General features: G+C 46.1%; 24 protein-coding genes. 16 read left to right on the forward strand and 8 right to left on the reverse strand.

From position 1 onward, the window contains the following. Window positions 1-146: 146 nt before the first annotated feature. The 6 genes from E5260_RS03650 (at window position 147) to E5260_RS03675 (ending at window position 7,734) form a co-directional block, all read left to right on the forward strand. Window positions 147-1,586 carry a 6-phospho-beta-glucosidase gene (locus E5260_RS03650; protein WP_003642543.1) on the forward strand — a complete coding sequence of 480 codons (1,440 nt, stop codon included), beginning with the start codon at window positions 147-149 and terminating at the stop codon, window positions 1,584-1,586. Between the two features lie 17 nt (window positions 1,587-1,603). Continuing rightward, window positions 1,604-3,046 carry a 6-phospho-beta-glucosidase gene (locus tag E5260_RS03655; RefSeq protein WP_003642544.1) on the forward strand — a complete coding sequence of 481 codons (1,443 nt, stop codon included), beginning with the start codon at window positions 1,604-1,606 and terminating at the stop codon, window positions 3,044-3,046. 509 nt (window positions 3,047-3,555) lie between these two features. After that, window positions 3,556-4,866, forward strand: coding sequence for a D-serine ammonia-lyase (locus E5260_RS03660; protein WP_003642545.1), 1,311 nt, complete (start codon window positions 3,556-3,558; stop codon window positions 4,864-4,866). A 220-nt stretch (window positions 4,867-5,086) separates the two neighbouring features. Continuing rightward, on the forward strand, window positions 5,087-5,830 hold the full coding sequence (locus E5260_RS03665; RefSeq protein WP_003642546.1) for an ABC transporter ATP-binding protein: 744 nt from the start codon (window positions 5,087-5,089) through the stop codon (window positions 5,828-5,830). Further along, window positions 5,808-7,058 (forward strand): ABC transporter permease, encoded by a 1,251-nt coding sequence (locus E5260_RS03670; protein WP_016511800.1) that lies wholly within the window; start codon window positions 5,808-5,810, stop codon window positions 7,056-7,058. The genes E5260_RS03665 and E5260_RS03670 overlap by 23 nt, the downstream gene beginning before the upstream one ends. A gap of 4 nt (window positions 7,059-7,062) precedes the next feature. Beyond that, window positions 7,063-7,734, forward strand: coding sequence for a TetR/AcrR family transcriptional regulator (locus tag E5260_RS03675; RefSeq protein WP_003642548.1), 672 nt, complete (start codon window positions 7,063-7,065; stop codon window positions 7,732-7,734). Window positions 7,735-7,835: 101 nt separating this feature from the next. On the opposite strand, the gene E5260_RS03680 is transcribed toward E5260_RS03675, so the two are convergent. After that, window positions 7,836-9,269: a nicotinate phosphoribosyltransferase gene (locus E5260_RS03680; protein ID WP_003642549.1), complete on the reverse strand. Its 1,434-nt coding sequence runs from the start codon at window positions 9,267-9,269 to the stop codon at window positions 7,836-7,838. A gap of 145 nt (window positions 9,270-9,414) precedes the next feature. Here E5260_RS03680 and E5260_RS03685 point away from each other — a divergent pair, with 145 nt between their 5' ends. Beyond that, window positions 9,415-9,924, forward strand: coding sequence for a transcription repressor NadR (locus tag E5260_RS03685; RefSeq protein WP_003642550.1), 510 nt, complete (start codon window positions 9,415-9,417; stop codon window positions 9,922-9,924). 339 nt (window positions 9,925-10,263) lie between these two features. Here E5260_RS03685 and E5260_RS03690 read toward each other — a convergent pair whose 3' ends face one another. Both E5260_RS03690 and E5260_RS03695 read right to left on the reverse strand, forming a co-directional pair. Next, window positions 10,264-11,445 carry a GNAT family N-acetyltransferase gene (locus tag E5260_RS03690; RefSeq protein WP_003642551.1) on the reverse strand — a complete coding sequence of 394 codons (1,182 nt, stop codon included), beginning with the start codon at window positions 11,443-11,445 and terminating at the stop codon, window positions 10,264-10,266. A gap of 27 nt (window positions 11,446-11,472) precedes the next feature. Next, a complete protein-coding gene (locus tag E5260_RS03695) occupies window positions 11,473-12,564 on the reverse strand; it encodes a DUF871 domain-containing protein (protein ID WP_003642552.1) in 1,092 nt (363 codons plus the stop codon). Window positions 12,565-12,728: 164 nt separating this feature from the next. Here E5260_RS03695 and E5260_RS03700 point away from each other — a divergent pair, with 164 nt between their 5' ends. The 5 genes from E5260_RS03700 to E5260_RS03720 are packed head-to-tail and all read left to right on the forward strand — an operon-like array spanning window position 12,729 to window position 15,279. Further along, window positions 12,729-12,950 (forward strand): DUF2829 domain-containing protein, encoded by a 222-nt coding sequence (locus tag E5260_RS03700; RefSeq protein WP_003642553.1) that lies wholly within the window; start codon window positions 12,729-12,731, stop codon window positions 12,948-12,950. Beyond that, the gene (locus E5260_RS03705; RefSeq protein ID WP_003642554.1) at window positions 12,950-13,696 is read left to right on the forward strand and encodes a 3-oxoacyl-ACP reductase; all 747 of its coding nucleotides are present in this window, start codon (window positions 12,950-12,952) and stop codon (window positions 13,694-13,696) included. The genes E5260_RS03700 and E5260_RS03705 overlap by 1 nt, the downstream gene beginning before the upstream one ends. Before the next feature lie 15 nt (window positions 13,697-13,711). Continuing rightward, window positions 13,712-14,080 (forward strand): HIT family protein, encoded by a 369-nt coding sequence (locus tag E5260_RS03710; protein ID WP_003642555.1) that lies wholly within the window; start codon window positions 13,712-13,714, stop codon window positions 14,078-14,080. A gap of 15 nt (window positions 14,081-14,095) precedes the next feature. Further along, window positions 14,096-14,662: an NUDIX hydrolase gene (locus E5260_RS03715; RefSeq protein WP_003642556.1), complete on the forward strand. Its 567-nt coding sequence runs from the start codon at window positions 14,096-14,098 to the stop codon at window positions 14,660-14,662. Window positions 14,663-14,676: 14 nt separating this feature from the next. Further along, window positions 14,677-15,279 carry a sugar O-acetyltransferase gene (locus E5260_RS03720; RefSeq protein WP_003644736.1) on the forward strand — a complete coding sequence of 201 codons (603 nt, stop codon included), beginning with the start codon at window positions 14,677-14,679 and terminating at the stop codon, window positions 15,277-15,279. A gap of 179 nt (window positions 15,280-15,458) precedes the next feature. Here the strand turns inward: E5260_RS03720 and E5260_RS03725 are convergent, their stop codons facing one another. From E5260_RS03725 to thrC, 3 genes are all read right to left on the reverse strand, one after another. Then, on the reverse strand, window positions 15,459-16,094 hold the full coding sequence (locus E5260_RS03725) for a pentapeptide repeat-containing protein (protein ID WP_003642558.1): 636 nt from the start codon (window positions 16,092-16,094) through the stop codon (window positions 15,459-15,461). A gap of 71 nt (window positions 16,095-16,165) precedes the next feature. Next, a complete protein-coding gene (locus E5260_RS03730) occupies window positions 16,166-16,963 on the reverse strand; it encodes a Cof-type HAD-IIB family hydrolase (RefSeq protein ID WP_003642559.1) in 798 nt (265 codons plus the stop codon). 14 nt (window positions 16,964-16,977) lie between these two features. Further along, window positions 16,978-18,471, reverse strand: a complete 1,494-nt coding sequence (thrC, locus tag E5260_RS03735; RefSeq protein ID WP_003642560.1) for a threonine synthase — start codon at window positions 18,469-18,471, stop codon at window positions 16,978-16,980. Between the two features lie 143 nt (window positions 18,472-18,614). Here thrC and E5260_RS03740 point away from each other — a divergent pair, with 143 nt between their 5' ends. Beyond that, window positions 18,615-20,339, forward strand: a complete 1,725-nt coding sequence (locus tag E5260_RS03740) for a glycoside hydrolase family 13 protein (protein ID WP_003644735.1) — start codon at window positions 18,615-18,617, stop codon at window positions 20,337-20,339. 267 nt (window positions 20,340-20,606) lie between these two features. On the opposite strand, the gene E5260_RS03745 is transcribed toward E5260_RS03740, so the two are convergent. Next, complete coding sequence (locus E5260_RS03745) at window positions 20,607-20,924, reverse strand: hypothetical protein (RefSeq protein ID WP_003642562.1); 318 nt, start codon at window positions 20,922-20,924, stop codon at window positions 20,607-20,609. Between the two features lie 192 nt (window positions 20,925-21,116). Between E5260_RS03745 and E5260_RS03750 the strand changes: the two genes are divergently transcribed. From E5260_RS03750 to E5260_RS03760, 3 genes are all read left to right on the forward strand, one after another. Continuing rightward, entirely contained in the window at window positions 21,117-21,755 is a 639-nt protein-coding gene (locus E5260_RS03750; RefSeq protein ID WP_003642563.1) for an LVIS_2131 family protein, read from the forward strand. 207 nt (window positions 21,756-21,962) lie between these two features. Continuing rightward, window positions 21,963-22,463 carry a hypothetical protein gene (locus E5260_RS03755; protein WP_003645850.1) on the forward strand — a complete coding sequence of 167 codons (501 nt, stop codon included), beginning with the start codon at window positions 21,963-21,965 and terminating at the stop codon, window positions 22,461-22,463. 327 nt (window positions 22,464-22,790) lie between these two features. After that, window positions 22,791-23,987, forward strand: coding sequence for a MalY/PatB family protein (locus E5260_RS03760; protein ID WP_003642565.1), 1,197 nt, complete (start codon window positions 22,791-22,793; stop codon window positions 23,985-23,987). 368 nt (window positions 23,988-24,355) lie between these two features. Here the strand turns inward: E5260_RS03760 and E5260_RS03765 are convergent, their stop codons facing one another. Beyond that, on the reverse strand, window positions 24,356-24,682 hold the full coding sequence (locus E5260_RS03765; protein ID WP_003642566.1) for a hypothetical protein: 327 nt from the start codon (window positions 24,680-24,682) through the stop codon (window positions 24,356-24,358). Between the last annotated feature and the right edge of the window lie 111 nt (window positions 24,683-24,793).

A 24,793-nucleotide genomic window follows, 5' to 3' on the forward strand; every position in this document is an offset into this window, starting at 1 on the left:
TTGTTTTTTCATTCATGCCGTGGTCGCTTATAATGGCAGACAGCTTAACAACGGTGACGTGGCGGTTACACGCTTTTCGTTAGTTAAGGTAACAAAGACTGTAACTCAGGGATAGCCTGAGCAGCATTAATGGAGGGAATTAGTTCATGACAAAAGGATACAAAATGCCCAAAGATTTTCTGTGGGGTGGCGCGGTCGCGGCCCATCAATTAGAAGGCGCTTGGGATGTTGATGGCAAGGGCGTTAGCATTGCCGATGTAATGACAGCCGGACGTAACGGGGTTCCCCGTAAAGTCACTGATGGCGTCAAAGATGGTGAAATCTATCCTAATCACTGGGGCAATGATTTTTATCATCGCTATCCAGAAGATGATCGATTATTTGAAGAAATGGGCTTTAAGTGTTTCCGGACGTCAATCGCGTGGACCCGGATTTTCCCGAATGGTGACGAGAGCGAGCCTAACGAAGCTGGTTTGAAGTTTTACGATGACTTATTCGATGATTTATTATCGCATGGCATCCAACCCGTTGTGACCCTGTCACACTTTGAAATTCCATACCACTTAGTGAAGGTTTATGGTGGTTTCAGCAACCGTAAGATGATCGACTTCTTTGTTCATTTTGCGAAGACTGTCTTCAAGCGCTATCAGGATAAGGTCAAGTATTGGATGACCTTCAACGAAATCAATAACCAAACAGCTTGGAGTGATCCGCACCCATTGTTACAAAATTCCGGCCTACAACTTAGCAAGGATGACAATTGGGAACAGGCGATGTATCAAGCAGCTCATTATGAATTAGTAGCGAGTGCCCTAGCTGTGCAAGCGGGCCACGCAATCAATCCTGATTTTCAAATCGGCTGTATGGTCGCGATGTGTCCAATCTATCCGTTAACAGCTAAACCAGCGGATGTGATGATGGCAGAACGGGCCATGCAAAAACGGTATTGGTTCGGGGATGTCCACTGTCTCGGTGAATATCCAAAGTGGTTACCGAAGTACTTTGAACGCAAGGGCTTCGATATGGATATTACCGCTGCTGACTTGGCAACTTTAAAGGCTGGTACGGTGGATTACGTTGGTTTCAGTTATTACATGTCATTTGTTACAAAGGGTCGTGACGGTGACAGTGATTACGATTTCAAGGAACCCGATGACTTTGTTGAGAACCCCTACGTTGAGAAGTCTGATTGGGGCTGGCAAATTGATCCAACTGGGTTGCGCTATGCGATGAACTGGATGCAAGATCGGTGGCACTTACCACAATTCATTGTTGAAAATGGCTTTGGTGCTTACGATAAGAAGGAAGCCGACGGGAGTGTACATGACGACTACCGGATCAGTTACTTCCGTGATCACATCTTGGCGATGGAACAAGCGGTCGTATTAGATGGTGTTGATCTGATTGGCTATACACCGTGGGGCTGTATTGATTTGGTCTCAGCAAGTACTGGTGAAATGGCGAAACGGTATGGATTCATTTATGTTGACGCCGATGATAATGGTCAAGGCAGTTTTGACCGTTCTAAGAAAGACTCCTTTAACTGGTTCCAACAAGTTATTGCGAGTGATGGTAAAGATTTATAGTGAAAGGATGATAATGCATGGCAACAACGAGTGGTTTACGATCTGATTTCTTATGGGGTGGGGCGGTCGCAGCCCATCAACTAGAAGGCGGCTGGCAAGCTGGTGGCAAAGGGGTCAGTGTGGCTGATGTCATGACTGCCGGTGCCAACGGTGTTCCTCGTGAAATCACGGATGGTGTGATTGCGGGTAAGAATTACCCGAACCATGAAGGCATCGACTTTTATGGTCACTATAAGGAAGATATCAAGCTATTTGCTGAGATGGGCTTCAAGTGTTTTCGGACATCGATCGCCTGGACGCGGATTTTTCCAAATGGTGATGAAGAAGAACCCAATGAAGCGGGTTTGAAGTTCTATGATGATATGTTCGATACTTGCCGGCAATATGGTATCGAACCAGTGATCACGCTGGCCCACTTTGAAATGCCGTACCACTTAGTTAAGGAATATGGTGGCTGGCGTTCGCGGAAAGTTATTGACTTTTTTGTGCACTATGCTGAAACGGTCTTCAAGCGCTATAAGAACAAGGTTAAGTACTGGATGACCTTCAATGAAATTAATAATCAGACGACTTATACGAACCAATTCCTGATGGCGACGGATTCTGGTTTAGTGTTGAAGCCCGATGATCCTGACGCTGAAGCGTTGATGTATCAAGCTGCTCATTATGAAGTCGTTGCCAGTGCGCTAGCCGTTAAGATTGGCCATGCCATTAATCCCGACTTCCAGATTGGCAATATGATCAACATGACACCGATTTATCCTGCAACTGCTAAGCCACAAGATATCATGCAAGCTGAAAAGGCTATGCAGCGGCGTTATTGGTTTGCAGACGTACAGTCATGGGGCTATTATCCAAATAATATGGAAGCTTACTTCAAACAGACTGGTTTCCGCCCTGATATCACGGCCGAAGACCGCCAAGTCTTGAAGGAAGGCACCGTTGATTATATTGGCTTTAGTTACTATAATTCCAACACGGTCGCCGCTCAGGATGATAACCCAAGTTACCACTTTGTCGGGACCGAAGCCGTTGATAATCCATATTTGAAGACGAGCGAATGGGACTGGCCAATCGATCCAGAAGGTTTGCGGTATTCTTTGAATTGGTTACAAGACCGCTATCACAAGCCAATGATGATTGTTGAGAATGGGTTGGGTGCCCGCGACAAAGTCGAAGCCGATGGTAGTATTCATGATCCTTACCGGATTGACTATTTACGCGCTCATATCAGTGAAATGATCAAGGCCGTTACCGAAGATGGGGTCGACTTGATTGGCTATACGCCGTGGGGGTGTATCGATTTGGTCTCAGCTGGAACTGGTCAGATGTCGAAACGTTACGGTTTTATCTACGTCGACAAGGACGATGAAGGTAACGGGACACTAGAGCGCTCGAAGAAGGATTCGTTCTACTGGTATCAAAAAGTGATTCGGACGAATGGGGCCGATTTGAAGTAGGAAACTCGTTGTGCTAGAAGACTACTGAATGATTATGCAGTTCGAACGACGATTATTAGTCAATTAATAACCACTAATTGAAGACGACGTTCAAAGTGAGTGAACTTTGAACGTCGTTTTTCGATTGCCTTATTAGCTTGTTTGATTGGCTAATCAACAATTATTGTTAATCAGTGCCTAAAGATTGTTTCTAAGTATCAAATATGGTTAAATGATGGACGAAGGTGATGTCATATTATCTAACATGAGTTGTGATTAAAAATCGTTAGATTCAGAGAAAAGCCACTAACTTAGGTTCGGTTGAAAGGGTCGGGTTGGGGGAGGCTTGTTGGCTCAGTGCGTGTTATATCGACTTATCGGCATTTGTGCTGATCGTGGTGACGTTTCAGTATGTTACCTAGTCTCGGAAGGTCGGAATAGGCTGAACGCATGCAGACGGCCATCGAAAACTGATAATTTTAACTCACGATACGTAATATGATGCAATTAAATGAAAAGGACCTGAAAGTATGGATACAACGGTAATGATTGAAGAACACCCACAGATTAAGGAATTGATGGCAAAACGACCAATTGTTTGGCAGAACCCAGATTATGGGAAGCGGGCGGACCTGCCGTTAACGCGGGCCGATATTTTTGACGCGGTCGCACGTTGGGAACGTTTCGCACCATTTTTGGCCGTTGCTTTTCCAGAAACGGCAGCTATGAATGGGATTATTGAGTCACCATTGTTACCACTTGAGCAGATGAAACCAGCATGGGAGGCTCTCAACCACCAGTCATTGGCGGGGCAGCTTTATTTAAAAGCTGATAGTCAGTTGCCGATTTCGGGTTCGATCAAGTCACGTGGTGGGATTTACGAAGTGCTCAAGTTTGCTGAACAGGTAGCCATGGCCCATACGGATTTAACGTATATGGATGATTACAGTGTCTTGGCAACGGCTAAGTATCACGAGTTATTTGCACAATACGGCGTCATCGTTGCATCGACGGGAAACTTGGCACTCAGTGTGGGCATCATGGCCGCAACGTTTGGATTTAAGACGACCGTTTATATGTCTCACGATGCTCGTCAGTGGAAGAAGGACAAACTGCGGGCAAATGGCGTCACCGTTGAGGAACTAAATACCGACTTTTCAAGTGTGATTCCGGTGGCCCGTGCCGCCGCGGCCAAGGATGACCATACGCACTTTGTTGATGATGAAGGTTCACGTGACTTATTCCTCGGGTACGCTGTTGCTGGGGTACGGTTACAACATCAATTAAAAGTACAAGGCATCAAGATGGATGCTGCGCACCCGGTCGTCGTTTATTTACCGGCCGGGGTCGGTGGCAGTCCTAGTGGCGTCGCTTTTGGCCTCAAGATGATTATGGGAGCCAATATTTACCCCGTCTTTTGTGAACCGACCCACGTGCCGTCCGTGACCTTAGGGATGATGACCAAGCTGAATGAAAAAATTGCTGTTCAAGACATTGGTTTAGATGGCCTGACTGCCGCTGATGGGTTAGCCGTTAGCCGGCCATCACGGTTGGCAGGCAAGGTGATGCAAACGCTATTACTCGGAACAGCAACATTTGAAGATGATGATTTATATCGTTATTTGACGAAGCTCGTCGATACTGAAGATGTAATGGTCGAACCATCCGCTGCAGCCGGCTTTACCGCGATCGCCCCCATCATGGCCCAATTTCCCACGCTTGCTGGCAAAGACGTCACCCACATTGTCTGGGCAACTGGCGGCGACATGATGCCGGAATCGGAGCGTCAGTTGGATTATGAGCTAGGACAAAAATTGCTGACCAAGATTAACAATCGTTAAAACATTGCTAACGCTTATATCAGTGCTGATATTTAATTAAAATGCGACATCCCAACAACGGGGTGGCGCATTTTTGTTTGCAGTGCGGTGACAAATGGGCTGGAAATAAAGTAAGTGAGTGACAACTCATTTTTGCTGTTGACAAACCGAGATGTACTGATTATACTAAAGCCATTAAGTGAGTGAGTATGCACTCACTTCGAGAAAGAGGGTTATTAAAATGGCAACGGATTATGTCATCGCCAAGCAGGTCAGCAAGCACTTTGGTCATCAGCAAGTGCTCAATCAGATTGATTTGACACTGCCGGCTGGAATGATTTATGGCTTGATTGGGCCATCGGGAGCTGGGAAGACCACCTTGATCAAGAGTATTTTAGGGATGGAAGCTGTGGATAGTGGCACTGTTAAAGTTATGGATACGGTGATGCCCAATAGGGCGGTAATGGCACAAGTAGGGTATATGGCCCAAAGTGACGCCTTGTATGAGACACTAACGGCCCGTGAAAACCTGACCTTTTTTGGGCAATTAATGAGTGTTCCAAAAATAAAGTTAGCACAGATGATTGATTATGCAGCCGGATTAGTTGACTTGACGTCCCAATTAGACAAGCGGGTCAGTGGCTATTCGGGTGGGATGAAACGGCGCTTGTCGTTGGCAATCGCCCTGATTCAGGATCCCCAATTATTGATTTTAGATGAACCGACCGTTGGGATTGATCCAGAATTACGGCAACAAATTTGGACCGAACTAAATAAGCTCAAGGATACTGGTAAGTCGATGCTCGTGACAACGCATGTCATGGACGAAGCAGAACGGTGTGATTATCTCATGTTGATTCGGCACGGGATTGCGCTTGCTGAGGGGACACCCGCGGCACTGAAACAACAGTATGCAGTAGATACGATCGAACAGGTCTTTTTGAAAGCGGGGCGGATGCAAGATGCGAACGATGGCAATCGTTAGACGAGTTTTTAAGCAAATGTTACGTGATAAGCGTACCTTGGCGCTGATGTTTTTGGCACCACTCTTAATTATGGCGTTGATGTATTTTTTGTTTCAAAATAACACGACTCAAGTGGCGACTTTAGGTGTTCACAATGTTGATCATCAGGTGGTCAAAGCCATTAATACGAAGCATGTCGATATTCACCATTACAGTAGTAACCAGGCAAAAGCGATGATTAAGCAGCATGATTTGGATGGATATTTGACGCAAAAAGATGGCAACTTAACGATCACGTATTCTAATAGTAATCCGACCAATACGTCATTGATCAAAGCTTCTTTGCAAAGCGGACTGGTCAAATTAAAAATTCAAACGTTGGTCACGGCTACTAAAGCACAAAAAAAGGTGTTGCAAACGCAACAGGTGGCACTACAAAAGTTGACCGCGGCGCAAAAACAGGCAACGGTTAGCAAGCTAAAGACTGCCTTGGCCCAAGCACAGGCAAGTGGGAATACTGCTGCTGCGGCTAAAATTCAAAAGCAATTGAGGCAGGCTACAGCGAGTGCTGCGGCGCCAACAAATAGTCAATCACAAACGACGACCTATACCACTAGCAGTCATTATATTTATGGTAGTAGTGATTCAACGTTCTTTGAAAACTTTTTGCCAATCTTTCTCGGTTTCTTTGTCTTCTTCTTTGTGTTCTTGATTTCTGGCGTTTCACTTTTGAATGAGCGCACTACTGGAACCCTAAGCCGGCTACTTGCAACTCCAATTCGACGGAGTGAAATTATTATGGGCTATCTAATTGGTTATGGGGGCTTTGCCATCATTCAGACTGTCCTGACCGTTGTTTTTGCAATTACGGTCTTCAAGATTCACTTAGTTGGTAGTATTTGGCTGGTCTTTCTGACTAACTTATTATTAGCGTTAGTGGCTTTGACCTTGGGTATCTTTATTTCCACCTTTGCTAACTCAGAATTTCAAATGATTCAGTTTATTCCACTGATTGTTGTACCACAAATCTTTTTTGCTGGGTTGATTCCAGTCGATGGCATGGCGAGTTGGTTGCAAGCAATTGCCCACATCATGCCGTTATACTATGGTGCTAATGCGTTGACGGCTGTTGTGACAAAGGGTGCTGGGCTTGGCGATATTGGTGTCAATTTGTTAATATTAGTAGGGTTTATGGTCGTACTAACAATGTTGAATATTGTTGGAATGAAACGTTATCGGAAGGTGTGAGGATATGGAACGACCACGGATACGGGATTATTTTCAACATGATCTAAGTCAGAATGAAACGATTACACCTAAGCAACGGGCCATCCTCCAGGCAAGTCTCGATTTGTTTGCTGAAAAGGGTTTTGACCAGACTAGTACTAGTGATATTGCACAACGGGCCGGCGTTGCGGAGGGGACGGTCTATCGGCGGTATAAGACTAAGGCTGCCTTACGGGATGCCATCTTAGCACCAATTGCCGCACACATTGTGCCAATTTTAGCGAGTGATTTTTCAGAGGATGAATTACGGCAGCGTTATCCCAGTCTACAGGCATTCGTCACAGCAATTTTTACGGACCGAGTTGCATTTGCTAAAGCTAACGTGAAAGAGTTAAAGGTCATTTTTGAAATGGCAGCTTTTGACGCCGAACGACGCGAACAGATTCTTAGCCAGATTGCGCCTAAGATGGTCAAGCAGATGGGAAGTGTCATAAATCAACTAAAAGCAGATCATTTGATTGTGGATTGGCCGAATGATTTGATACTGCAAAGTTTGTTATCGCAGCTATTCGGTTACCTAGCGCGGTTAATGCTGGAATTGCCGGGAACTGAAATTGAGCGCGAACAAGCGTATTTGATTACGGTGATGACCAAAATATTGACCCCGGGTGAACATGATCAAATTACTGGTCAGTGAGCTAACTGTTACTTGTTATAAACTAAAGCCACTTCTGTACTAAGCGGTCATTTGAACGCTGATCAGAAGTGGCTTTAGTCGTTGCTACGCGTGTTCGTTTGTTAATCTGCTAGTATCGTCATTTTATTCAACAAACTAGTTTGTAACTGGCTGAGTGTGGTTGTCATGTAGACCGGGTAAAGATCTGGGTTGACGAGCCGCTGGGTTGTTCGTGGGAGCTCGGCAAGTTTAGCCTGGGTCGTTGCCTGAATGGTTGTAACCGGAATTGACGTGGTGTTGGACAAATCTACCGGCGCGAGTAAGGGCCGGGCTTCAAAATGGGTGAGTCGCTGTTGGCGGTCGACACTGAGTGGGTCACTGTTGACGACGGTTAGGCTGGTTGCATCGACGATCGTCTCGGTAGCTAGTGCAATCAAGTCAGCAAAGGCCCGCTGAGTTCCTGGTTCGTACAGACGATAGACTTGCTTATCACCAGGAATCGTTAGTTTTTCGCGACTGGCACTGACCTTGATCTTGGGGGTGCTCTGACCATTGCTCTCAGTTGCCGCAAGCTTGTAGACGCCACTTAGAACCGGTGCGGACGCGCTAGTGATGAGCTTTTCACCGACACCAAAATTATCGATCGGTGCGCCTTCGTGCAACAGCGAAGTAATGATGTGTTCATCCAATGCGTTAGAAATAGTGATTTTGGCATTGGGAAAGCCAGCCGCGTCCAATTGTGTCCGGGCAGCTTGTGATAAAGTCGTGACGTCCCCCGAATCGATTCGAATACCGACGGGTTCATGCCCAGCTGCTCGTAGCTCCTTAAAGACCGTCACCGCGTTAGGAATCCCAGAGTTAAGCACGTCATAAGTATCGACTAGTAGCGCACTATTGTCAGGATATTGTTCGGCCCACTTGCGAAACGCCGTTAGTTCATCCGGGAAGGCCTCAATCCAACTGTGGGCCATGGTACCAGCAACGGGAATATCAAACAGCTTCGCAGCGAGAACGTTTGAAGTACTATTGGCGCCACCAATAATGGCTGCCCGGGTGCCGTAAAGCGCGCTGTCCGGGCCTTGCGCACGGCGCGCACCGAATTCCATAATTGGACGTCCTGCCGCAGCATAACTCAGTCGACGAGCTTTAGTGGCAATCAGTGATTGGTGATTGACGATATTTAAGACGAGTGTTTCAAGTAATTGCGCTTGCTCAAGTGGTCCAGTGATTGTCAATAGTGGTTCACGAGGAAAGACCGGGGTTCCTTCTGGTAGTGCCTTAATTTGGCAAGTTAACTTAAAATTTGCCAGCATGGCTAAGAAGGATTCATCCCATAGGTTAAGTTGACGGAAGTAGTCGAGGTCACTGTTGGTAAAATGAAAATCTTGTAAAGCTTCGACAACTTGCTGGAGGCCGGCCGCAATGACAAAGCTACCATTGTCAGGAACCCGGCGATAAAAAAGGTCGAAGGTGGCGTTGGTCTGAGGTAAGTCGTGATGAAATCCATTTGCCATTGAGAGTTCGTATAAGTCGGTTAATAAAGATAAATTGCGCATTGCTAATCAATCCCGTTATTAAGATTTAGGTGTCTTGACACCTATGGTAAATGAACTTAGTTTATCATAATTTAGTATTTGATGAAAGCTATTCTACTGGTTTTCTGGTAGAATGATTCTATTGAAAGAGTAAGAAGGGTGAGTCATGACAGGATCAGAACGGCGTGAACAAATTCGATCAAAATTATCGCAAACGCAGGTCCCCGTAAGTGCAACAACGCTAGCGAAGCAGTTTAACGTTAGTCGTCAGACCATTGTTGGGGATATTTCATTATTGAGGGCTCACGGAACGGCCATTGTTGCTACTCTTCAAGGGTATGAATTAGAAAAAGCGGATCAGCCAACTGCTGTCCTAGTTTGCCGTCATTTTCCAAACGAAGCGATGCAGGAAATGGCCTTGATCATTCACGCAGGGGGCATAATCAAGGATGTTGAAGTCGAACACCCATTGTATGGCCGGCTCCGGGGTGAATTAGAGATTCGCTCAGTTGGTGATGTTAATCTGTTTATGGGCCGGCTCAAGAAATTACAAGGCCATTTATTATCAGAATTAACAGATGGCGTCCATAGCCATACGGTTGCTTATCAGACCCCGGAACAATTAACAGCCATCAAGGCAGCTTTACGGGATGCGGGTTATTTGTATGAAAATTAATGTCAAGACATGGTTAATATTACATTGGTAATCAATTGATATTCGTTAGTTTTATTTACGCACGATGCTGGTGATTAACCAGGATAATGTCAGTAAAAAGATGTTTGGAGATCTAGTCGGATCTTCAAACATCTTTTTTGAATAGACTAAGATGAGAATGACTATTTGCCGTAAAAGAAACGTCCCAAGAATTAGCTGTAATCTTATTGTTAAAAATACTGGATATGTGACAAAAACTGTTTGAACGGGAAATACGAATCTTTAAAAAAGTGGGCCGCCAGAATAATCATTCTGGCGGCCCACTTTGAGTCAGTCATGCTGCTTATCTAAATCAAGCACTTAAAAGTAGTCAATAAGTGCTGGTCGTTCTTTCACTAGACTAGTGTCAAGTCGGTTGATCGCATTCACATCACCGGTGATTAATCCGTGTTGGTACGCCCGGGCTAAGCTCTGGGTGCCAAAGCAAGCAGTGGTTAATTGCTGAATCGTTAACTGAATGTCAGCCGGTCCAGTTAATTGGTCGCTAACCCGATTGAGCGTTACTTGCCCGTTGTGCCGCGTCAATGACCAGATTCCTTGATTAGCAGGGAGGGTAGCGTCACTGACTGCTAGGCGAATTGGTTGGATGTCCGTGAGAAACGGATAGCGCTTGATAAAGTCATATAAATCAACAATGCGGGCCATCATGTACGGCTGGACAGTCACTTTTAAACGGTATGGGTCGGCTAGTAGGTCCAAGCCGTTGGTCGCACTTGGGCTATCATAACTAAACGTTTCAAAGGTGGTGCCATGCTTAGTGATAAAGTTAGCCAATCGTTCGAAAGCGGTCGGCGTGCTAGTCACCCATTCTTGAATCGCAAAGTTAGTGGCCTGCCGTTCATAGATCAAATAGCCCTCGATATTGGCAGCCGCATTGCGGTAAATTGCGACCGACCAATGATGTTTGAGAGTCAGGTAATGTTGCCACCAGGCTGGTCGAATCAGACCACCACGCTGATTTTGCGGTTGTCGTGCATAAAAATCGTTGATTTGGGCCAGCCCGTCATTGCCATAGCGGGTGATCGTACCAGACCAGTCCGTCGGTTTGACACGTGGTAGGTCTGGAGCGGCCATGACTTGGTGCGCGTGGTCGAAGACGTGTTCATAGCCAAAACGACGATAGTAACCGTACGCGAAGGGGGCAAGGTAGGACAGCGTCACGTGGTTGGCTGCCATTTCTGTCAGCGCCGTCGTTAACAGCTGTCCCGCGCCACCCTGACCGGCATATTCAGGCGCACTCATCACATCGCCAATACCATTCATCCGGTAGGTGACGCCATGAAAGTTGACTGCTAGTGGCAGACTGTATAGCCCACTAACCAGTTGACCATGATCGTGACGGCCGTAGATCCAGCCATGTTGGTAGCGATCCATGAAAAATCGCCGCCGCGCGGGGGTATCGTGATTATTGAACGCGTATTGGTAAAGTTGGTAGAAAGCTTCGCGGTCAGCATCGCTAGTTAAACGGTAATCAGTTGTCATTACTGCGACCCCTCCATTCGTTGAGTACTATTTGGCAGCGACAAATTTAAAGTCGGCCCATGGTTGTAGCAAGTTAAGGCAAGGTAAGTCACTCTTAGTAATATGACCAACCACATTGATTCGGCCAGTATTTTCAAGATTTTGGCGTGCAATCTGCAATTCACCTTTGTATTGCCCAAACTCATCGTTATCGATCAAGACATCACCGGTATGAATGGCATCTAGGTGATGAGCAGGAAAGGCTTCGTCTTTGTAGATGACCCGGGTCTGAGAAGAACGAATGACGTAATCTGAAAAATCACCGCGATAAGTCTGTGGTTGCGCAAAGAGTACTTTTTCTTCAACTGCCGATAGATCAGCAACGGTTTCGACGTGTAGCAGTGGGTAAGGACTAAAGAACACTTCAGCAGCCGCTTTTAGTTCGGCTTCACTCGCGTAGGCGTTACCAATTAAAACGTCGTCGATCAGCCCCGTCATTTTCAAATGTTGAACTTGTGCCGCAATCGGTAACCCCCGATGATCTTCAAGGGTACATAACCCGTCTTGCATGGGCCAAGGCCCATAAGTCGCATCATTTGATGAAACAAACGCGGCGGTGTTGATGCCATACTGACGGTATTGTTCAGAAGTCTGAACAAAATAATCATAACCAAGACCAGTGTATTGTTGTGGGTAGAAGTTATGTGAGCCTAGTAAGTTATCTTTTTCAGGTGAATAATCCATAATCGTGTCAACATAGTGAGTCCCTTTGGACATGTTGACTTCAATCTTAATGCCGAATTCGTTGTGCGTCATCCGGGCTTCTTCTTGACCAGTGAATCCTAGGTCGAGGCGGACACCCCAGGCACCGAGGTCGTGGAAGAATGACAAGTCGTCATAGGACACGCCAAGTTGTTTGAAGAGGTCAGGATTGACGTCGACCATTACTTGCAAGCCTAATTGGTTCGCGTAAGTGATCACTTTTTTAAAGTTGGCAACCACTGCGGCTTGGTCCCCTTTGATTTCAAGCAGTGAAGTGAATACCCGTTGATAGCCATATTTTGCGGCTAAATCGAGGTACGCCGCATCCTTTTCAAAGGTTGATCGTTCGGGATAAACGGAAACACCGAGTTTACTCATTTAAAATTCCTCCAAATAATAATTAGTTTCTGTATTCGCTTACATTATCGCACAAATAATTGGTCCGTACCAGTAAAATAGACAATTTGTTGGTACCAATTTTTGCCTGTCACTCCACGCGGGATTATGATACGATTTGGGTATTAATAATTGGAGGTATCGTGATGACATTTGAAGCTATTTTACCTGAATTAAAAGCTGGTAAGCGCGCTGTTCGGACTGGTTGGGAAGGGACCGAATTGTTCGTCGAATTACAGACGGCAACCACTTTCAACGGCGACCCGCTGAACCCGTACTTTTTAATCAAAACGGCCGATGAAGCCTATAGTATGTGGTCACCAACAGATTGTGATATTTTAGCGACGGACTGGCAGTTGGTTGACTAATGCAATTTGATGAATATCGTGGACAGACTGTCTTGGTTACTGGAGCTGCCTCCGGGATTGGCTTAGCCCAGGTCCAGAGTTTCCTAGCCCAGGGGGCTGACGTGATTGCCATTGATCGGCAACCACAGCCATCAGCGCTAGTAACGACGTCAGCCCTGCGCTATGAAATTGCTGATGTGACCGACACTAATGCGCTCGTCGCGGCGATTAAATCAGGAGTTAACGTACTCGGCAAGCCAACCGTCGTGTGCAATACGGCCGGTAAGTTAGACGGTTATCAACCAACTTTAGCAACGGATCTGAAAACGTGGCAAGATATTTTGGCGACGGATCTGACAAGCCAGTTTATCGTGACTAATGCGGTGCTACCTGCAATGTTAGCCGCACAACACGGCGTTTTCGTGAATATGGCATCGATCGCTGGACTGGTGGGTGGCGGAGGCGGCGCAGCGTATACCGCAGCCAAACACGCCATCATTGGTTATACGAAACAACTTGACTTGGACTATGCGGCTCAGGGAATTCGCGCCAACTGCATTGCGCCGGGGGCTATCGATACCCCGATGAATGCCGCTGATTTTGCTGGCGATGGTAAGATGGCGAAATGGGTTGCCAGTGAGACGCCCGCAAAACGGTGGGCCCAACCGCAGGAAGTTGCAGATCTGACGCTATTCTTAGCGAGTCAGCACGCTGATTATATTCATGGGACGGTGGTTCCAATTGATGGTGGTTGGTTAGCAAAATAGGAAGGGGACTTTGGTATGGCTTGTATTTTTTGTCAGCCGTTGCCGTATATTTTGGAGAATGACCTAGCAGCGGCCTTCTTCGATAAAAAGCCGGTGAGTCCGGGGCATTTGTTGATTATTCCGAAAGCACATTATGCCACGTATTTTGATGTGCCCACGGCGACCAGGAATGCGATGCTCGCCTTACTGACCCAAGCAAAAGCGTACCTAGATGCGCACAATCATCCGGATGGCTATAATATTGGCATTAACGTTGATCCGGCTGCGGGCCAAACCGTAATGCATTGTCATCTCCATCTGATACCGCGATATCAAGGTGACGTGCCAGACCCCGCGGGTGGCATTCGTAAGATGCTGCCGGATGGTGTACCGGATTTGAGATAGATTAAGGAGTAGTGAATGTGTATGGCAGATTTATTTGAGAAAGTTGGCCGGCCTGGTAAGGTCCTATCAACGACACCGGTGTATCATGGGCCGATTTTTGATTTGGTCAAACAAACGATTCAAACACCTGATGGATTAGAAGTAAAACGCGATTTGATTCAGCATGGGAACGCCGTCACGATTTTAGCCATCACTGCGGATGATCAAGTCGTGCTAGGTTCAGAGTACCGGGTCGGTCGCAATGCCGAGACGATTAGTTTACCTGCTGGCCTCATTAATGCGGGGGAAGATCCGTTAACGGCCGCGGCCCGTGAATTACAAGAGGAGACGGGCTACATTGCCCATGAACCACAAATTATGACGCAAATTAGCTCGTCGGAAGGTTTCACGGACGAAACGGTCAGCTTGATTTTGACTCACATTGATCCGCAAGAACATGGCGAACGACATTTTGACGCGGACGAATACGTGAATACGCAACTTGTCCCGCTCAGTAAAGTGATTGACCTATTAAAGAATGGCCAGATTCGTTCAGCACAAGGAATCTGCGCAATAACATGGTACTTGAATTTTATTCGATAGAAGTGGGGTGCGGAATGAATTTAGATGAGAAGTTTGCGTATATGGCGACTGGTCAGCCGTATCGAGATACGGATGCAGAACTAACGGCGTTGCGTGACCAAGCGACGTTGACAACGAACGCGGTCAATGCGACTGCTGATCCAGAGACTAAAGAAACTTTATTGCGACAATTGGTTGGTTCAGCTGGTCGCAAGCCATTTGTAAATCCTAATTTTCGCGTTGAATTTGGACGGAACATTCATCTAGGTGATAACTTTTATGCCAACTATGATTGTGTAATGTTAGATGGGGCGCCAATTACGATCGGCAGTCAGGTCTTGTTGGGGCCAAAAGTCGGCCTTTACACGAGCAACCACTTGTTTGATGCAACCGAACGAATTAGGGGCGGCTGCATCGCCCGACCAATCACAATTGGTGATGGTTGTTGGCTAGCCGCTAACGTCACCGTATTACCAGGAGTGACCATTGGTGCTAACACGATTATTGGTGGTGGGAGCGTGGTAACCCACGATATTCCAGCTAACGTGATTGCGGCTGGCAACCCTTGCCAAGTTATTCGACCAATCACGGCGGCCGACCGCACTGGTTACACCGGGGCGCAATTCGAATTGTCATGATGAACGACAAAATACCACCTTCGCAGGTTGTTACCTGACGGAGGTGGTATTTTTGTGTTCAGCGCGTGAAAAGTATTCTGACAGATACGTGCAGTGTTATTAGAAGATTTACCAGCCAGCAGCTTAATCGTCCTTGGCATTGTGAGTTGGTCACTCATACGGTGACTGTTCCACCGGTATCAGGGTTTAACTTTGATGCCGTTTAAAGCAGCAGCCAAATAAGCAGCCTGATCAATATTGACGATCATACCGCGTGCTGCGGCAGTATCAAGTTCGAGACGCTCGAATTGACAGGTGCTTAGGTCAATATTTTTGAGGGCGGTATCGTTGAAAGCGACTTGGTCAAGGCTGGTTTCGTTAAACTTGACGGTCGTTAGTCGATTGTTCATAAAGCTGGCCCCATTCAGCCGACAGTGATCAAAGGTCACGGTTTTGAACCGCATGTCGCACAGCATGGCTAAGTCGAGCTGACAGTGGTCAAAGGCGACGTTATTGAGGGCAGCCTCGTTCAAGTCGACACCGACGAGCTTACAATCTTTGAATTGAACGCGTAGCCAGCTGGCTTTTTCAAACTGGCAATTAGAAAAGTCACAATTGATAAAGATGGCATCGGTCAAGTCAAGCCGTTCAAATTGACTGGCCGTAAACCGGACATTTTCGAAGTGCACGTGATCCAGCATGGGGTGCTCGATGTGCTGGTGACTCACGTCTTCTTCACTAACCTGAATATAACTTAAGCTGTGGTCCTCATCTGCTAAAATATCGAAAAAAGCGCCAGTCGTTAATTCTGCTGGGATAATGCGGGGATCTTGCATGGGACACCTCGTTAGTTTGATTTTGAGTGGTTGTGCTAAAAAAGAAGCCCGTTACAGGCTTCAGTTGGGGATCAGTTGAAGTAATTTTCTAGGAAAACGGCGACCCCGTCCGCGTCATTACTCAGGGTGGCATGGGTGGTTGCAGCCTTGACCGCAGGAATCGCATTCGCCATCGCTACGCCAACTTTGGCGGCGGTTAGCATTCCTAGGTCGTTTTCTTCGTCCCCAAAGGCCATCAAGTTGTCATAGTCTTCATTAAAGTGACCGAGGAGTTGTTTCAAACCACTGGCCTTATCAGTATGCGGTGGTAAGAATTCCAACAAAGTCCGCCGGGATGGGACCACGTGGAAGAAATCGGTAATTTGACTTGGTAATTTGGCCTGGACTGTTTTAGCATCTTGACCAGCACTAACGACTTTACCGAATAGATCATCAGCAGGCAGGTCGGCAAAACGAACATTCTTAAATGGCATTAAGCCTTGCAAGAATTCTTCGTACGGTGACTTGCCTAGATCCGTAATGGAGTAGACTTGCTTCAAATCAATCACGTCTAAGTAGAAATGATCGCGCTGGGCTTGCTCAAATAAGGGTTGTAAATCTTGTTTGGTCACACTAGTACGAGCAAGGACGTCACCAGTCGTGTTTTGCTGAACGAGCCCACCATTAAAGGTAATCGCGTAGTCAGTTGGTTGGTTGAGTTCAAGTTGTTGTAAGTATGGTTGAATCGCCTTAATTGGTCGCCCAGTACACAGTACGATCCGTTTGCCGGCCGAATGCAGCTGTTTGAGAACTGCTTCAGTTCGCGGAGAAATCGTCTTCTCAGAAGTTAGTAACGTATTATCTAGGTCTAACGCAATGGTCGTAATCATCTTGGTCACACTTTCTAGTTAAGATTTAAAATTGTTTTAATGGTCGTTCCCATATCATCAACATCCGCAACCCGCTTATGGCGCACGGGCGCAGTACGGAGGGCTGTGACCGTTGCTGGAATGGGCGTTTGAATCAACTCATGTAACTGATCAACTGCGGCTAGGCCATCTACCGCACTAAGCTCACCAGTAATTGCCGTTAGGACGGCCTGTGGGAATTTATACGGACTAGCGGTTGAAACAACCACCATGGGCCGCTGATCTCTGGTTGCGGCTTGATACTGTTTGGCAACCGCCGAGGCCACGGCCGTATGTGGATCGATTGTGTAGTGATGGGCATGGTTCAGGTGATGAATTTCAGCTTGATCTTGGCTTTCAGTCACGAAGCCGGCCCAAAAATCAGCTAAGTTGGCACGCATTGCCGGTGTAATCGTATAACGGCCGGTCGTTTGCAAATCAGTCATTAGTTTAGCAGTCGCCGTGGCGTCTGATCCTGTCAAGTAGAAGAGGAGCCGTTCCAAGTTACTTGAGACTAAGATGTCCATGGACGGTGAACTCGTCAAGAAGAATTCACGGTTTTTATCATAAGTCCCGGTATTAAAGAAATCGGTGAGAACGTTATTGCGATTGGAAGCACAGATCAGTTTATGAATGGGCGTGCCCAGTTGTTTGGCATAGTAGCCAGCTAAAATATCCCCAAAGTTCCCAGTTGGAACACTAAAGTTAATCTCATCACCGTTCTTGATTTGCCCCTGCTTGATAAGTTGAGCGTAGGTGTAGACATAATAGGCCACTTGTGGGAATAAACGACCAATATTGATGGAATTAGCGCTTGAAAATTGGAACTGGTGGGCGGCTAATTCCGCGTGTAGTTGGTGGTCGTTTAACAGTTTTTTAACCGTTGTTTGGGCCTCATCGAAGTTACCATTGATCGCAACAACACTAGTATTGGCTCCGGTTTGGGTCACCATCTGCTGTTTTTGGATTGCGCTGACACCATCTTTTGGATAGAAGACGATGATGCGAGTCTGATCAACATTGGCAAACCCGGCCATGGCAGCTTTACCAGTATCGCCCGAGGTGGCCGCTAAAATAACGACTTCGGCTTGTAAATGGTTCTTTTTAACTGCCGTTGTCATCAAATGCGGTAGGATTTGAAGGGCCAAGTCTTTGAATGCAATGGTCGGTCCATGAAAAAGTTCAAGGTAATACTGCTGACCATGCTTGGTGACCGGCGCAATTTGGGAGTCATCAAACTGATCACCATAAGCCGCGTCAATGCAGGCGTGTAATTCATCAGCGGTATAATCCGTGAAGAAGAGTTTAAGGACCTCGTAAGCAACTTCTTGGTAGCTCATCGTGGCGAGCTGGTCGAAGTCAAAATTAGCGGTCGGTAGCGTTACGGGCACAAAGAGACCACCATCCGGCGTCAGGCCTTGAAGTACGGCTTGTGATGACGTCATGGTGTGACTTGCAGTTTCGCGGGTACTGCGATAAAGTGTTTTCATGGATAACGTCCTTTCAACTGATTTTGACTAAATGATACACTAAAATCGAGGCGAACGGGGACGTTTTCACCAAAATCATGAGGATAATTGACGTAAATGGTCTAGTTAATAATGTAATCGTTTACATAAAAGGAGATCTTACAATGCAACTAGCTGGAATTAGGCACCGCCCTGAAAGTGAAGATATAGCCGTCTTAGCCGCACATCAACTACAGGTACGACTACAAACTGCGCGTGACGATGTTGCCCAAGTGGAGATTTTATTTGCCGATTCTTACTTATGGCAAGAAGGAACAACAGCGCTAGAGCGGCGGATAATGCAGCCCGGATTAGCGACGCAGGGCAACCAGTACTGGCAGACGACGCTGACCGTACCGACTAACCGGGTGGTCTATGCCTTTCTGATCACGGATACGACCGGTGCGACGGTTGGCTATGGTGAGGGTGGCTTCTTTGACGACGTTGCCACTAACTGGCAAACAGTGGGCAACTATTTTCACATGCCATATATGCACGTCAGTGATGCGGAGCTGCCACCGGCATGGGTTAAGGAGACGGTCTGGTACCAGATCTTTCCTGAACGGTTTGCAAATGGTGTGCGGCAAAATGACCCGGCTAATGTTCAACCGTGGGGTGCTGGGCGTGTTCACCGTGATTCATTTTATGGTGGGGATTTGCCCGGAATTACAGCGCATTTAGATGATTTGGCTGCACTGGGGGTCAATGGCCTGTACTTGTGTCCCATTTTCACGTCACCATCTAATCATAAGTATGATACGATCGATCATTTTGAAATCGATCCCCACTTTGGTACGAAAGCCGATTTTCAGGCGCTAGTCGATGGCGCCCATGCGCGCGGTATGCGCGTGATGTTAGACGCCGTCTTTAATCATTTTGGCGAGCAGTCACCACAGTGGCAAGATGTGATTAAAAATGGCGAGCAGTCACGGTTTGCTGATTGGTTTCATATTCATGGCTGGCCGGTGGGACGTGATCCGAAGACGAAGCGGCTTAATTATGAAACCTTTGCGACGGGAGCAGCGATGCCGAAAGTTAACACCCAGAACCCCGCGGTACAAGCTTACTTGATTGATGTGACCAAATATTGGATCGAACAATTCGGGATTGACGCTTGGCGTTTTGATGTTGCTGATGAGGTCGACCATGGTTTCTGGCGAGCGTTATGTGGTGCCTTGCGGGCAATCAAACCTGATGTGTACCTATTAGGTGAGTCTTGGCATAGTAGTCAATCGTTAGTCGGTAACGGCCAGTTTAACGCGGTTATGAATTATCCACTGACACAACCAATTCTGGCGTTGTTTAATGGTCAACTCAACCTTGAAGATTACGTTGGTAAAACCAATCTGGAATTAATGATGTATCGTCAACCTAATCAACAGGCGATGTTCAACGCGTTGGATACGCATGATACGCCACGGCTACTGACCACGTTGCATGGTCAGTTAACTAAATTTAAATCTGCACTCACGCTACTGATGCTATTGCCGGGGAGCCCGTGTATTTATTATGGAACGGAAGTGGCCATGGCCGGTGGTGCCGACCCTGACAATCGTCGGTGCATGAACTGGCAACCAGACGAGCAAGAACAACAAGTTCGACAATTTGTCACGCGTTTGATCAAGTTTCGCCGGCAACAGGCCGACTTTTTAGCAACTAGCCAATTGACATGGACGATTGATGGTCACTGCTTAATCTTAACGCGGACGGATGTTGAACAGACGATTCAAGGCCGCTTTAATTTAGGTGCACAGGCAGTCTCAACAGTAAGTGGCGTATCGCCAATCTTAACAGCGGGTATTACCGCAAATGAGATGGCACCGGGAGGCTTTGAATTAACCGTGGCTTAGTTGTGAAGTAGTGTCACAAGTCGACTGGTGGAGCGTTCTGTGTGTTTCCCAGTTGAAATCTTCAAGACCGATAGCCGCCATTAGGACAGTCGCTTATCAAAAAACGATTCTCAATGTCTTTGAGAATCGTTTTTTTTATTAATCATGATGAAGCATGCAGCATGACAAATCAAATGTTATCACCGTAACAAACACTGAAGAGCAAGATTGTTGCCGCATTTGACAATAAAAAACGCCTAGCAACTTGCTTGGCGTTTAAAATAATCATTATTTAGCTGTCTCAGGCTTGATGCCCCGGCCTTGGATGAATTCGATGACAATCAAGACAACGTAGCAGATTAGGACGATGCCTAAGAGGTTGGTTGTCTTAACGGTGCTGGATAACCAGTAGTACTGCCAGTCTTGATTGTTGAAGACCCACCATACTAAGAGGCCGGCCAAGGCACCTAATGTATTCATAATTGCAATAAAGAAAATGTTGCCGTTTTGTTTTTGGCTGGCCCAATATGCGGAAAGGATGGCCATCCAAACACCCCAAACAATCAAGCCAACAACGACGACCCAATAAATTAGTGACGCGATCATGTGTACTCCTTCTTTCTACAAGTTAATAACTTTATTTTACCATGAATTCGATTACATTGGCACCGTTTCAGTGATTATTTTCACAATCTGCTTCTGAATGATTGTGTTGAATTTGCTGGATTACTTGTTATTTAAGGTTGGATTATTTACAATTAGAACATAATAATGTAATTGAGAAAGGGTTGGCAATCAATGACTTCTGCATGGAATTGGATTGGGATCATTGCGTGGATCATTGTTTTGGCGTTAGTCGTGTGGGTATTTCATCATATTCGCGTACGACGCATCAAGATGATCGTGGAACGTAAGCATACGTTTGAGTGGGGAAATCTTATCATAACCACCGTTGAATTAATCGTTAGTCTCGGATTACTAGTTGGCATGGGATACGTGACTTTCAATCACCAGGTCGACCTGTCAGATGCTAAGGACGTTAAGGTAACGTATCAAGTTGAACCACTGGTTTTGCGAGTTGGAACTAATGGTTCCTACTATGTCGCGGTGGATCGAGGCACGACCCAAAAACCCGTGCATATTTATAATTACTGGGTTAATGGTGCGAAATATACTGTTTCAAGTAACAAGGCGACCGTGGTGACTAATCTTTCACAAGTTAAAGTGGCGGATGCTGGTATTCCGTGGTCACAAAAGCAGCTGGTTAAAGAAGACCGGCAGCACGAAAAAGCCTACGCAGTGAAGCTGACAGCCACTTATCAGCCGTCATTCTGGAATGGCTTAGGTGTCCATGTGGGGCATCAAGCCATGACGCGGTGGTTAATTCGTGTGCCAGCCCAGTCATTTATTAATACGACCGATGTGCAATCTAACTAAATAACAAAAAAAGTAATCGAACCTTGTGCGTTTTAGTAGCCAAGATTCGGTTTTTTTCATAGAATTATTAAAAGTTGTTAAATATTCATATTCGCATGCTTTTTTTAGGAACCTTATCATAATTCTAAGGTAAAATGTAACTGTTATATTTTTATAGGCTAATTAATTTATCTATTTAATCGTATGACTGAGAGAAGGAAAAGATTGATGATTAACGAACCAGCAATTAGTCCACTATTTGTTTGTGGTATCATTGGTGATTCGACGGCCATGGTCCTTAATAAATCCTTAACCGGGCCGTTCAAGAACCGTTATGATTTAGTAACCGCACCAGTGACGACACGGGCCACGTTGAGTGAGGCCGTTAGTCAGATTGCACAACTTCAAACAGGACTACAAACTGTTATTTCAAAGCAACTTGGGACCGTCCAGCTTACGATTCCAGCCTTAACAACATTAGAATTGCCAGCAACGTTAATTAATATTTATTATTTACTGGAACCGGTGGGGGGCCATTTGTTGCTCAAACGACCGCATTACACCGAATCAATGTCGGCGGGGGCCGCTCGAGTGCCACTTGATCAATTAAATTGGTCGAATAGTTCGCCGCGGGTCATGCAGGCCAAGCGTTTCTTACAGACCGGGGCGTTTCCTACCGCTGACCAACGAATCGATGGCTACCAGGTTTTAGAGCAAGCGCAATTTTAAAGACGTTGTTGACTTTTTAATCTTCACGTTGTAACTTAGAAGCAACGTGAAGATTAAATGTTGATGAGAAGAGTAACAATAAGTTGATGCCTAGCGAGTCAAAGTAGTGGTGTAATTTGACCATCAGCTTATTGTGAAGATGAACTCGGAGTTGGCTAATGGTTGATGCTATTAGCCCGGATTGACCACCGATAATTGGGTTGAACGTAACGAGTACGTTGCGTGAGCGACAGCAAGACTGTAATAATAGGTGGTACCGCGGAGTATAAACTTCGTCCTTAGTAAGTTAAGGACGAAGTTTTTTTGTTGAGAAAGAAGGCCTTTAAGATGGAACAAGCAGCATTTATTAAGAAGTACGCAACAACGCGCCAGCATACGGATTCATTGAAGTGGGACGCACTACAAGCTCGGTATGGCAATCCTGATTTGTTGGCAATGTGGGTCGCTGACATGGAATTCAAAGTGCCAGAACAAGTTACGCAAGCACTACAAGAACGAGTGGCGCATGGCATTTATGGTTATTCCATTACGCCTGATCGTTATTATCAAGCCTTTATCGATTGGGAACAGGCACGCCATGGTCTGACATTGAAACGCGATTGGATTCGATTTGGTAGTGGCGTGGTCAATTCGTTGTACGCGCTCGTTAATATTTTAACGCAACCAGGTGATGGCGTTTTGATTCTGACGCCCGTGTACTATCCATTTTTCAACGCGGTGCGGGATAATCATCGTCAGCTGGTCACATCTGAGTTACGCAATGATCGTGGTCACTATACGATTGACTTTGAAGATGTGGAACAGCAAATTAAGGCGAACGAGGTGCGGTTGTTCATTCAATGTTCGCCACATAATCCTGTGGGGCGGATCTGGTCTGAAGATGAAGAGACACGGCTGTTAGCATTATGTGAACAGTATCATGTGCTTGTTATTTCAGATGAAATTCACCAGGATTTAGAAATTGATCGGACCAACCATCCGTTCAAATCGGCGTTAACGGTAGCCAATGGGCGGTTTAGTAACCGGGTGATTGTCGTCAATGCACCGTCTAAGACGTTTAATCTGGCGGCGCTTTTGAACTCACATCTAGTAATTCCTAATCCAAAATTACGACAACGCTATGATGCACAAATCGGGCGCTTCAGCCAGACTGAGATCAGCGTCTTAGGCCAGGTTGCCGGCCAAACGGCTTATGAATCGGGCGCGGCCTGGTTAGACCAGATTTTGGCAATCGTCCGTGATAATTATCATTATTTATGCACCACCTTTGCCGCCCACGCGCCTAAGTTGGTTTTAGCCGATTTGCAGGGGACGTATTTGACGTGGCTAGATTTACGTGCGTACGTTCAGCCAGCTGCAACGAAAGCGTTTATTCAAGATCAATGTCAGCTCGCAGTTGACTTTGGTGAGTGGTTTAGTCCTGATGATCAGGGGTTTGTTCGCTTGAACTTAGCGACTAATCCGCAAAATGTGCGTGAGGCGGCTCAGCGGATCGTCACTTGTTTATCACAAATGCAAAAATAACCAAAAAATTCCGACACCGGCGTGTTGGAATTTTTTTAACGACTTTTATTGGTAACCGTGCGTCGCTTGAGCAAACGTCGTCGAGTAATCTCTCGGCGAATGAAGGAGTAAGCAATCAAGCTCAGTGCCAGTATACCAATGATGACGGCGGTTTTAACGTAACCGAATATCCAGAAAAAAACTGCAATAGCGAACGTACAGTAAACAATTAAGAACATGGAAGCCCTCCTTCAGTCAAGTGGTTGTATGAGTTGATAAAACCATTGTACCGAGAAAAAGTAGCTAACTCGTGATTGAAATTTGAATTTTCTGTTAAGGATTGCGAAATAGTTTTGAATCTCCTGGTAAATATGCTGATGTTGTAAAAGTTAATCGCGGTATCGGCGATTCAGCCGGCGTTCATTAGCGTGTGCAAGTTGGTCGGCAGTTAGCTGATAGGTGGTGGCAACTTGAAGTTTCTTCAAACCAGTTTGAATGGCCCCTAGCTGAGTTTTGTCACGGGCTTGTCCCTGGAGTTTAGCAGTGATTTGCGTGAGCATGTTCAGTTCGGGTTGGAGCGTTTCGTGTACTTGTTGGTTATATTGGTGTTGACTCAGACTGTGCGTCTGCCAGCGCGTGACGCGGCTTAGTAGGGCCATTAACTGGTTGGTTAGTAGGTTCATAAGATAGTCAGTTTCTTGATTTGTAAATGTCATCAAAACGGGACCTCCGATCAATAAAGTTGGTTAACTCAAATATTAGTATGAGTAAGGATAATTTAATTACTATTTTAATAAAAAATGGTAAAAACGACTGATTATGGGTTT

This window comes from Lactiplantibacillus plantarum (assembly GCF_014131735.1).
GTDB classification, from domain to species: Bacteria; Bacillota; Bacilli; order Lactobacillales; family Lactobacillaceae; genus Lactiplantibacillus; species Lactiplantibacillus plantarum.

What these genes read in the sequence shown, in the direction of transcription:
- E5260_RS03685 (WP_003642550.1), top strand. Translation starts at nt 9,415, where the DNA reads ATGACAGGATCAGAACGGCGTGAACAAATTCGATCAAAATTATCGCAA.
- E5260_RS03675 (WP_003642548.1), top strand. Translation starts at nt 7,063, where the DNA reads ATGGAACGACCACGGATACGGGATTATTTTCAACATGATCTAAGTCAG.
- E5260_RS03695 (WP_003642552.1), bottom strand. Translation starts at nt 12,564, where the DNA reads ATGAGTAAACTCGGTGTTTCCGTTTATCCCGAACGATCAACCTTTGAA.
- E5260_RS03690 (WP_003642551.1), bottom strand. Translation starts at nt 11,445, where the DNA reads ATGACAACTGATTACCGTTTAACTAGCGATGCTGACCGCGAAGCTTTC.
- E5260_RS03715 (WP_003642556.1), top strand. Translation starts at nt 14,096, where the DNA reads ATGTGTATGGCAGATTTATTTGAGAAAGTTGGCCGGCCTGGTAAGGTC.
- E5260_RS03730 (WP_003642559.1), bottom strand. Translation starts at nt 16,963, where the DNA reads ATGATTACGACCATTGCGTTAGACCTAGATAATACGTTACTAACTTCT.
- E5260_RS03710 (WP_003642555.1), top strand. Translation starts at nt 13,712, where the DNA reads ATGGCTTGTATTTTTTGTCAGCCGTTGCCGTATATTTTGGAGAATGAC.
- E5260_RS03655 (WP_003642544.1), top strand. Translation starts at nt 1,604, where the DNA reads ATGGCAACAACGAGTGGTTTACGATCTGATTTCTTATGGGGTGGGGCG.
- E5260_RS03665 (WP_003642546.1), top strand. Translation starts at nt 5,087, where the DNA reads ATGGCAACGGATTATGTCATCGCCAAGCAGGTCAGCAAGCACTTTGGT.
- E5260_RS03700 (WP_003642553.1), top strand. Translation starts at nt 12,729, where the DNA reads ATGACATTTGAAGCTATTTTACCTGAATTAAAAGCTGGTAAGCGCGCT.
- E5260_RS03740 (WP_003644735.1), top strand. Translation starts at nt 18,615, where the DNA reads ATGCAACTAGCTGGAATTAGGCACCGCCCTGAAAGTGAAGATATAGCC.
- E5260_RS03670 (WP_016511800.1), top strand. Translation starts at nt 5,808, where the DNA reads ATGCGAACGATGGCAATCGTTAGACGAGTTTTTAAGCAAATGTTACGT.
- E5260_RS03760 (WP_003642565.1), top strand. Translation starts at nt 22,791, where the DNA reads ATGGAACAAGCAGCATTTATTAAGAAGTACGCAACAACGCGCCAGCAT.
- E5260_RS03745 (WP_003642562.1), bottom strand. Translation starts at nt 20,924, where the DNA reads ATGATCGCGTCACTAATTTATTGGGTCGTCGTTGTTGGCTTGATTGTT.
- E5260_RS03725 (WP_003642558.1), bottom strand. Translation starts at nt 16,094, where the DNA reads ATGCAAGATCCCCGCATTATCCCAGCAGAATTAACGACTGGCGCTTTT.
- E5260_RS03705 (WP_003642554.1), top strand. Translation starts at nt 12,950, where the DNA reads ATGCAATTTGATGAATATCGTGGACAGACTGTCTTGGTTACTGGAGCT.
- E5260_RS03755 (WP_003645850.1), top strand. Translation starts at nt 21,963, where the DNA reads ATGATTAACGAACCAGCAATTAGTCCACTATTTGTTTGTGGTATCATT.
- E5260_RS03765 (WP_003642566.1), bottom strand. Translation starts at nt 24,682, where the DNA reads ATGACATTTACAAATCAAGAAACTGACTATCTTATGAACCTACTAACC.
- E5260_RS03720 (WP_003644736.1), top strand. Translation starts at nt 14,677, where the DNA reads ATGAATTTAGATGAGAAGTTTGCGTATATGGCGACTGGTCAGCCGTAT.
- E5260_RS03660 (WP_003642545.1), top strand. Translation starts at nt 3,556, where the DNA reads ATGGATACAACGGTAATGATTGAAGAACACCCACAGATTAAGGAATTG.
- thrC (WP_003642560.1), bottom strand. Translation starts at nt 18,471, where the DNA reads ATGAAAACACTTTATCGCAGTACCCGCGAAACTGCAAGTCACACCATG.
- E5260_RS03650 (WP_003642543.1), top strand. Translation starts at nt 147, where the DNA reads ATGACAAAAGGATACAAAATGCCCAAAGATTTTCTGTGGGGTGGCGCG.
- E5260_RS03680 (WP_003642549.1), bottom strand. Translation starts at nt 9,269, where the DNA reads ATGCGCAATTTATCTTTATTAACCGACTTATACGAACTCTCAATGGCA.
- E5260_RS03750 (WP_003642563.1), top strand. Translation starts at nt 21,117, where the DNA reads ATGACTTCTGCATGGAATTGGATTGGGATCATTGCGTGGATCATTGTT.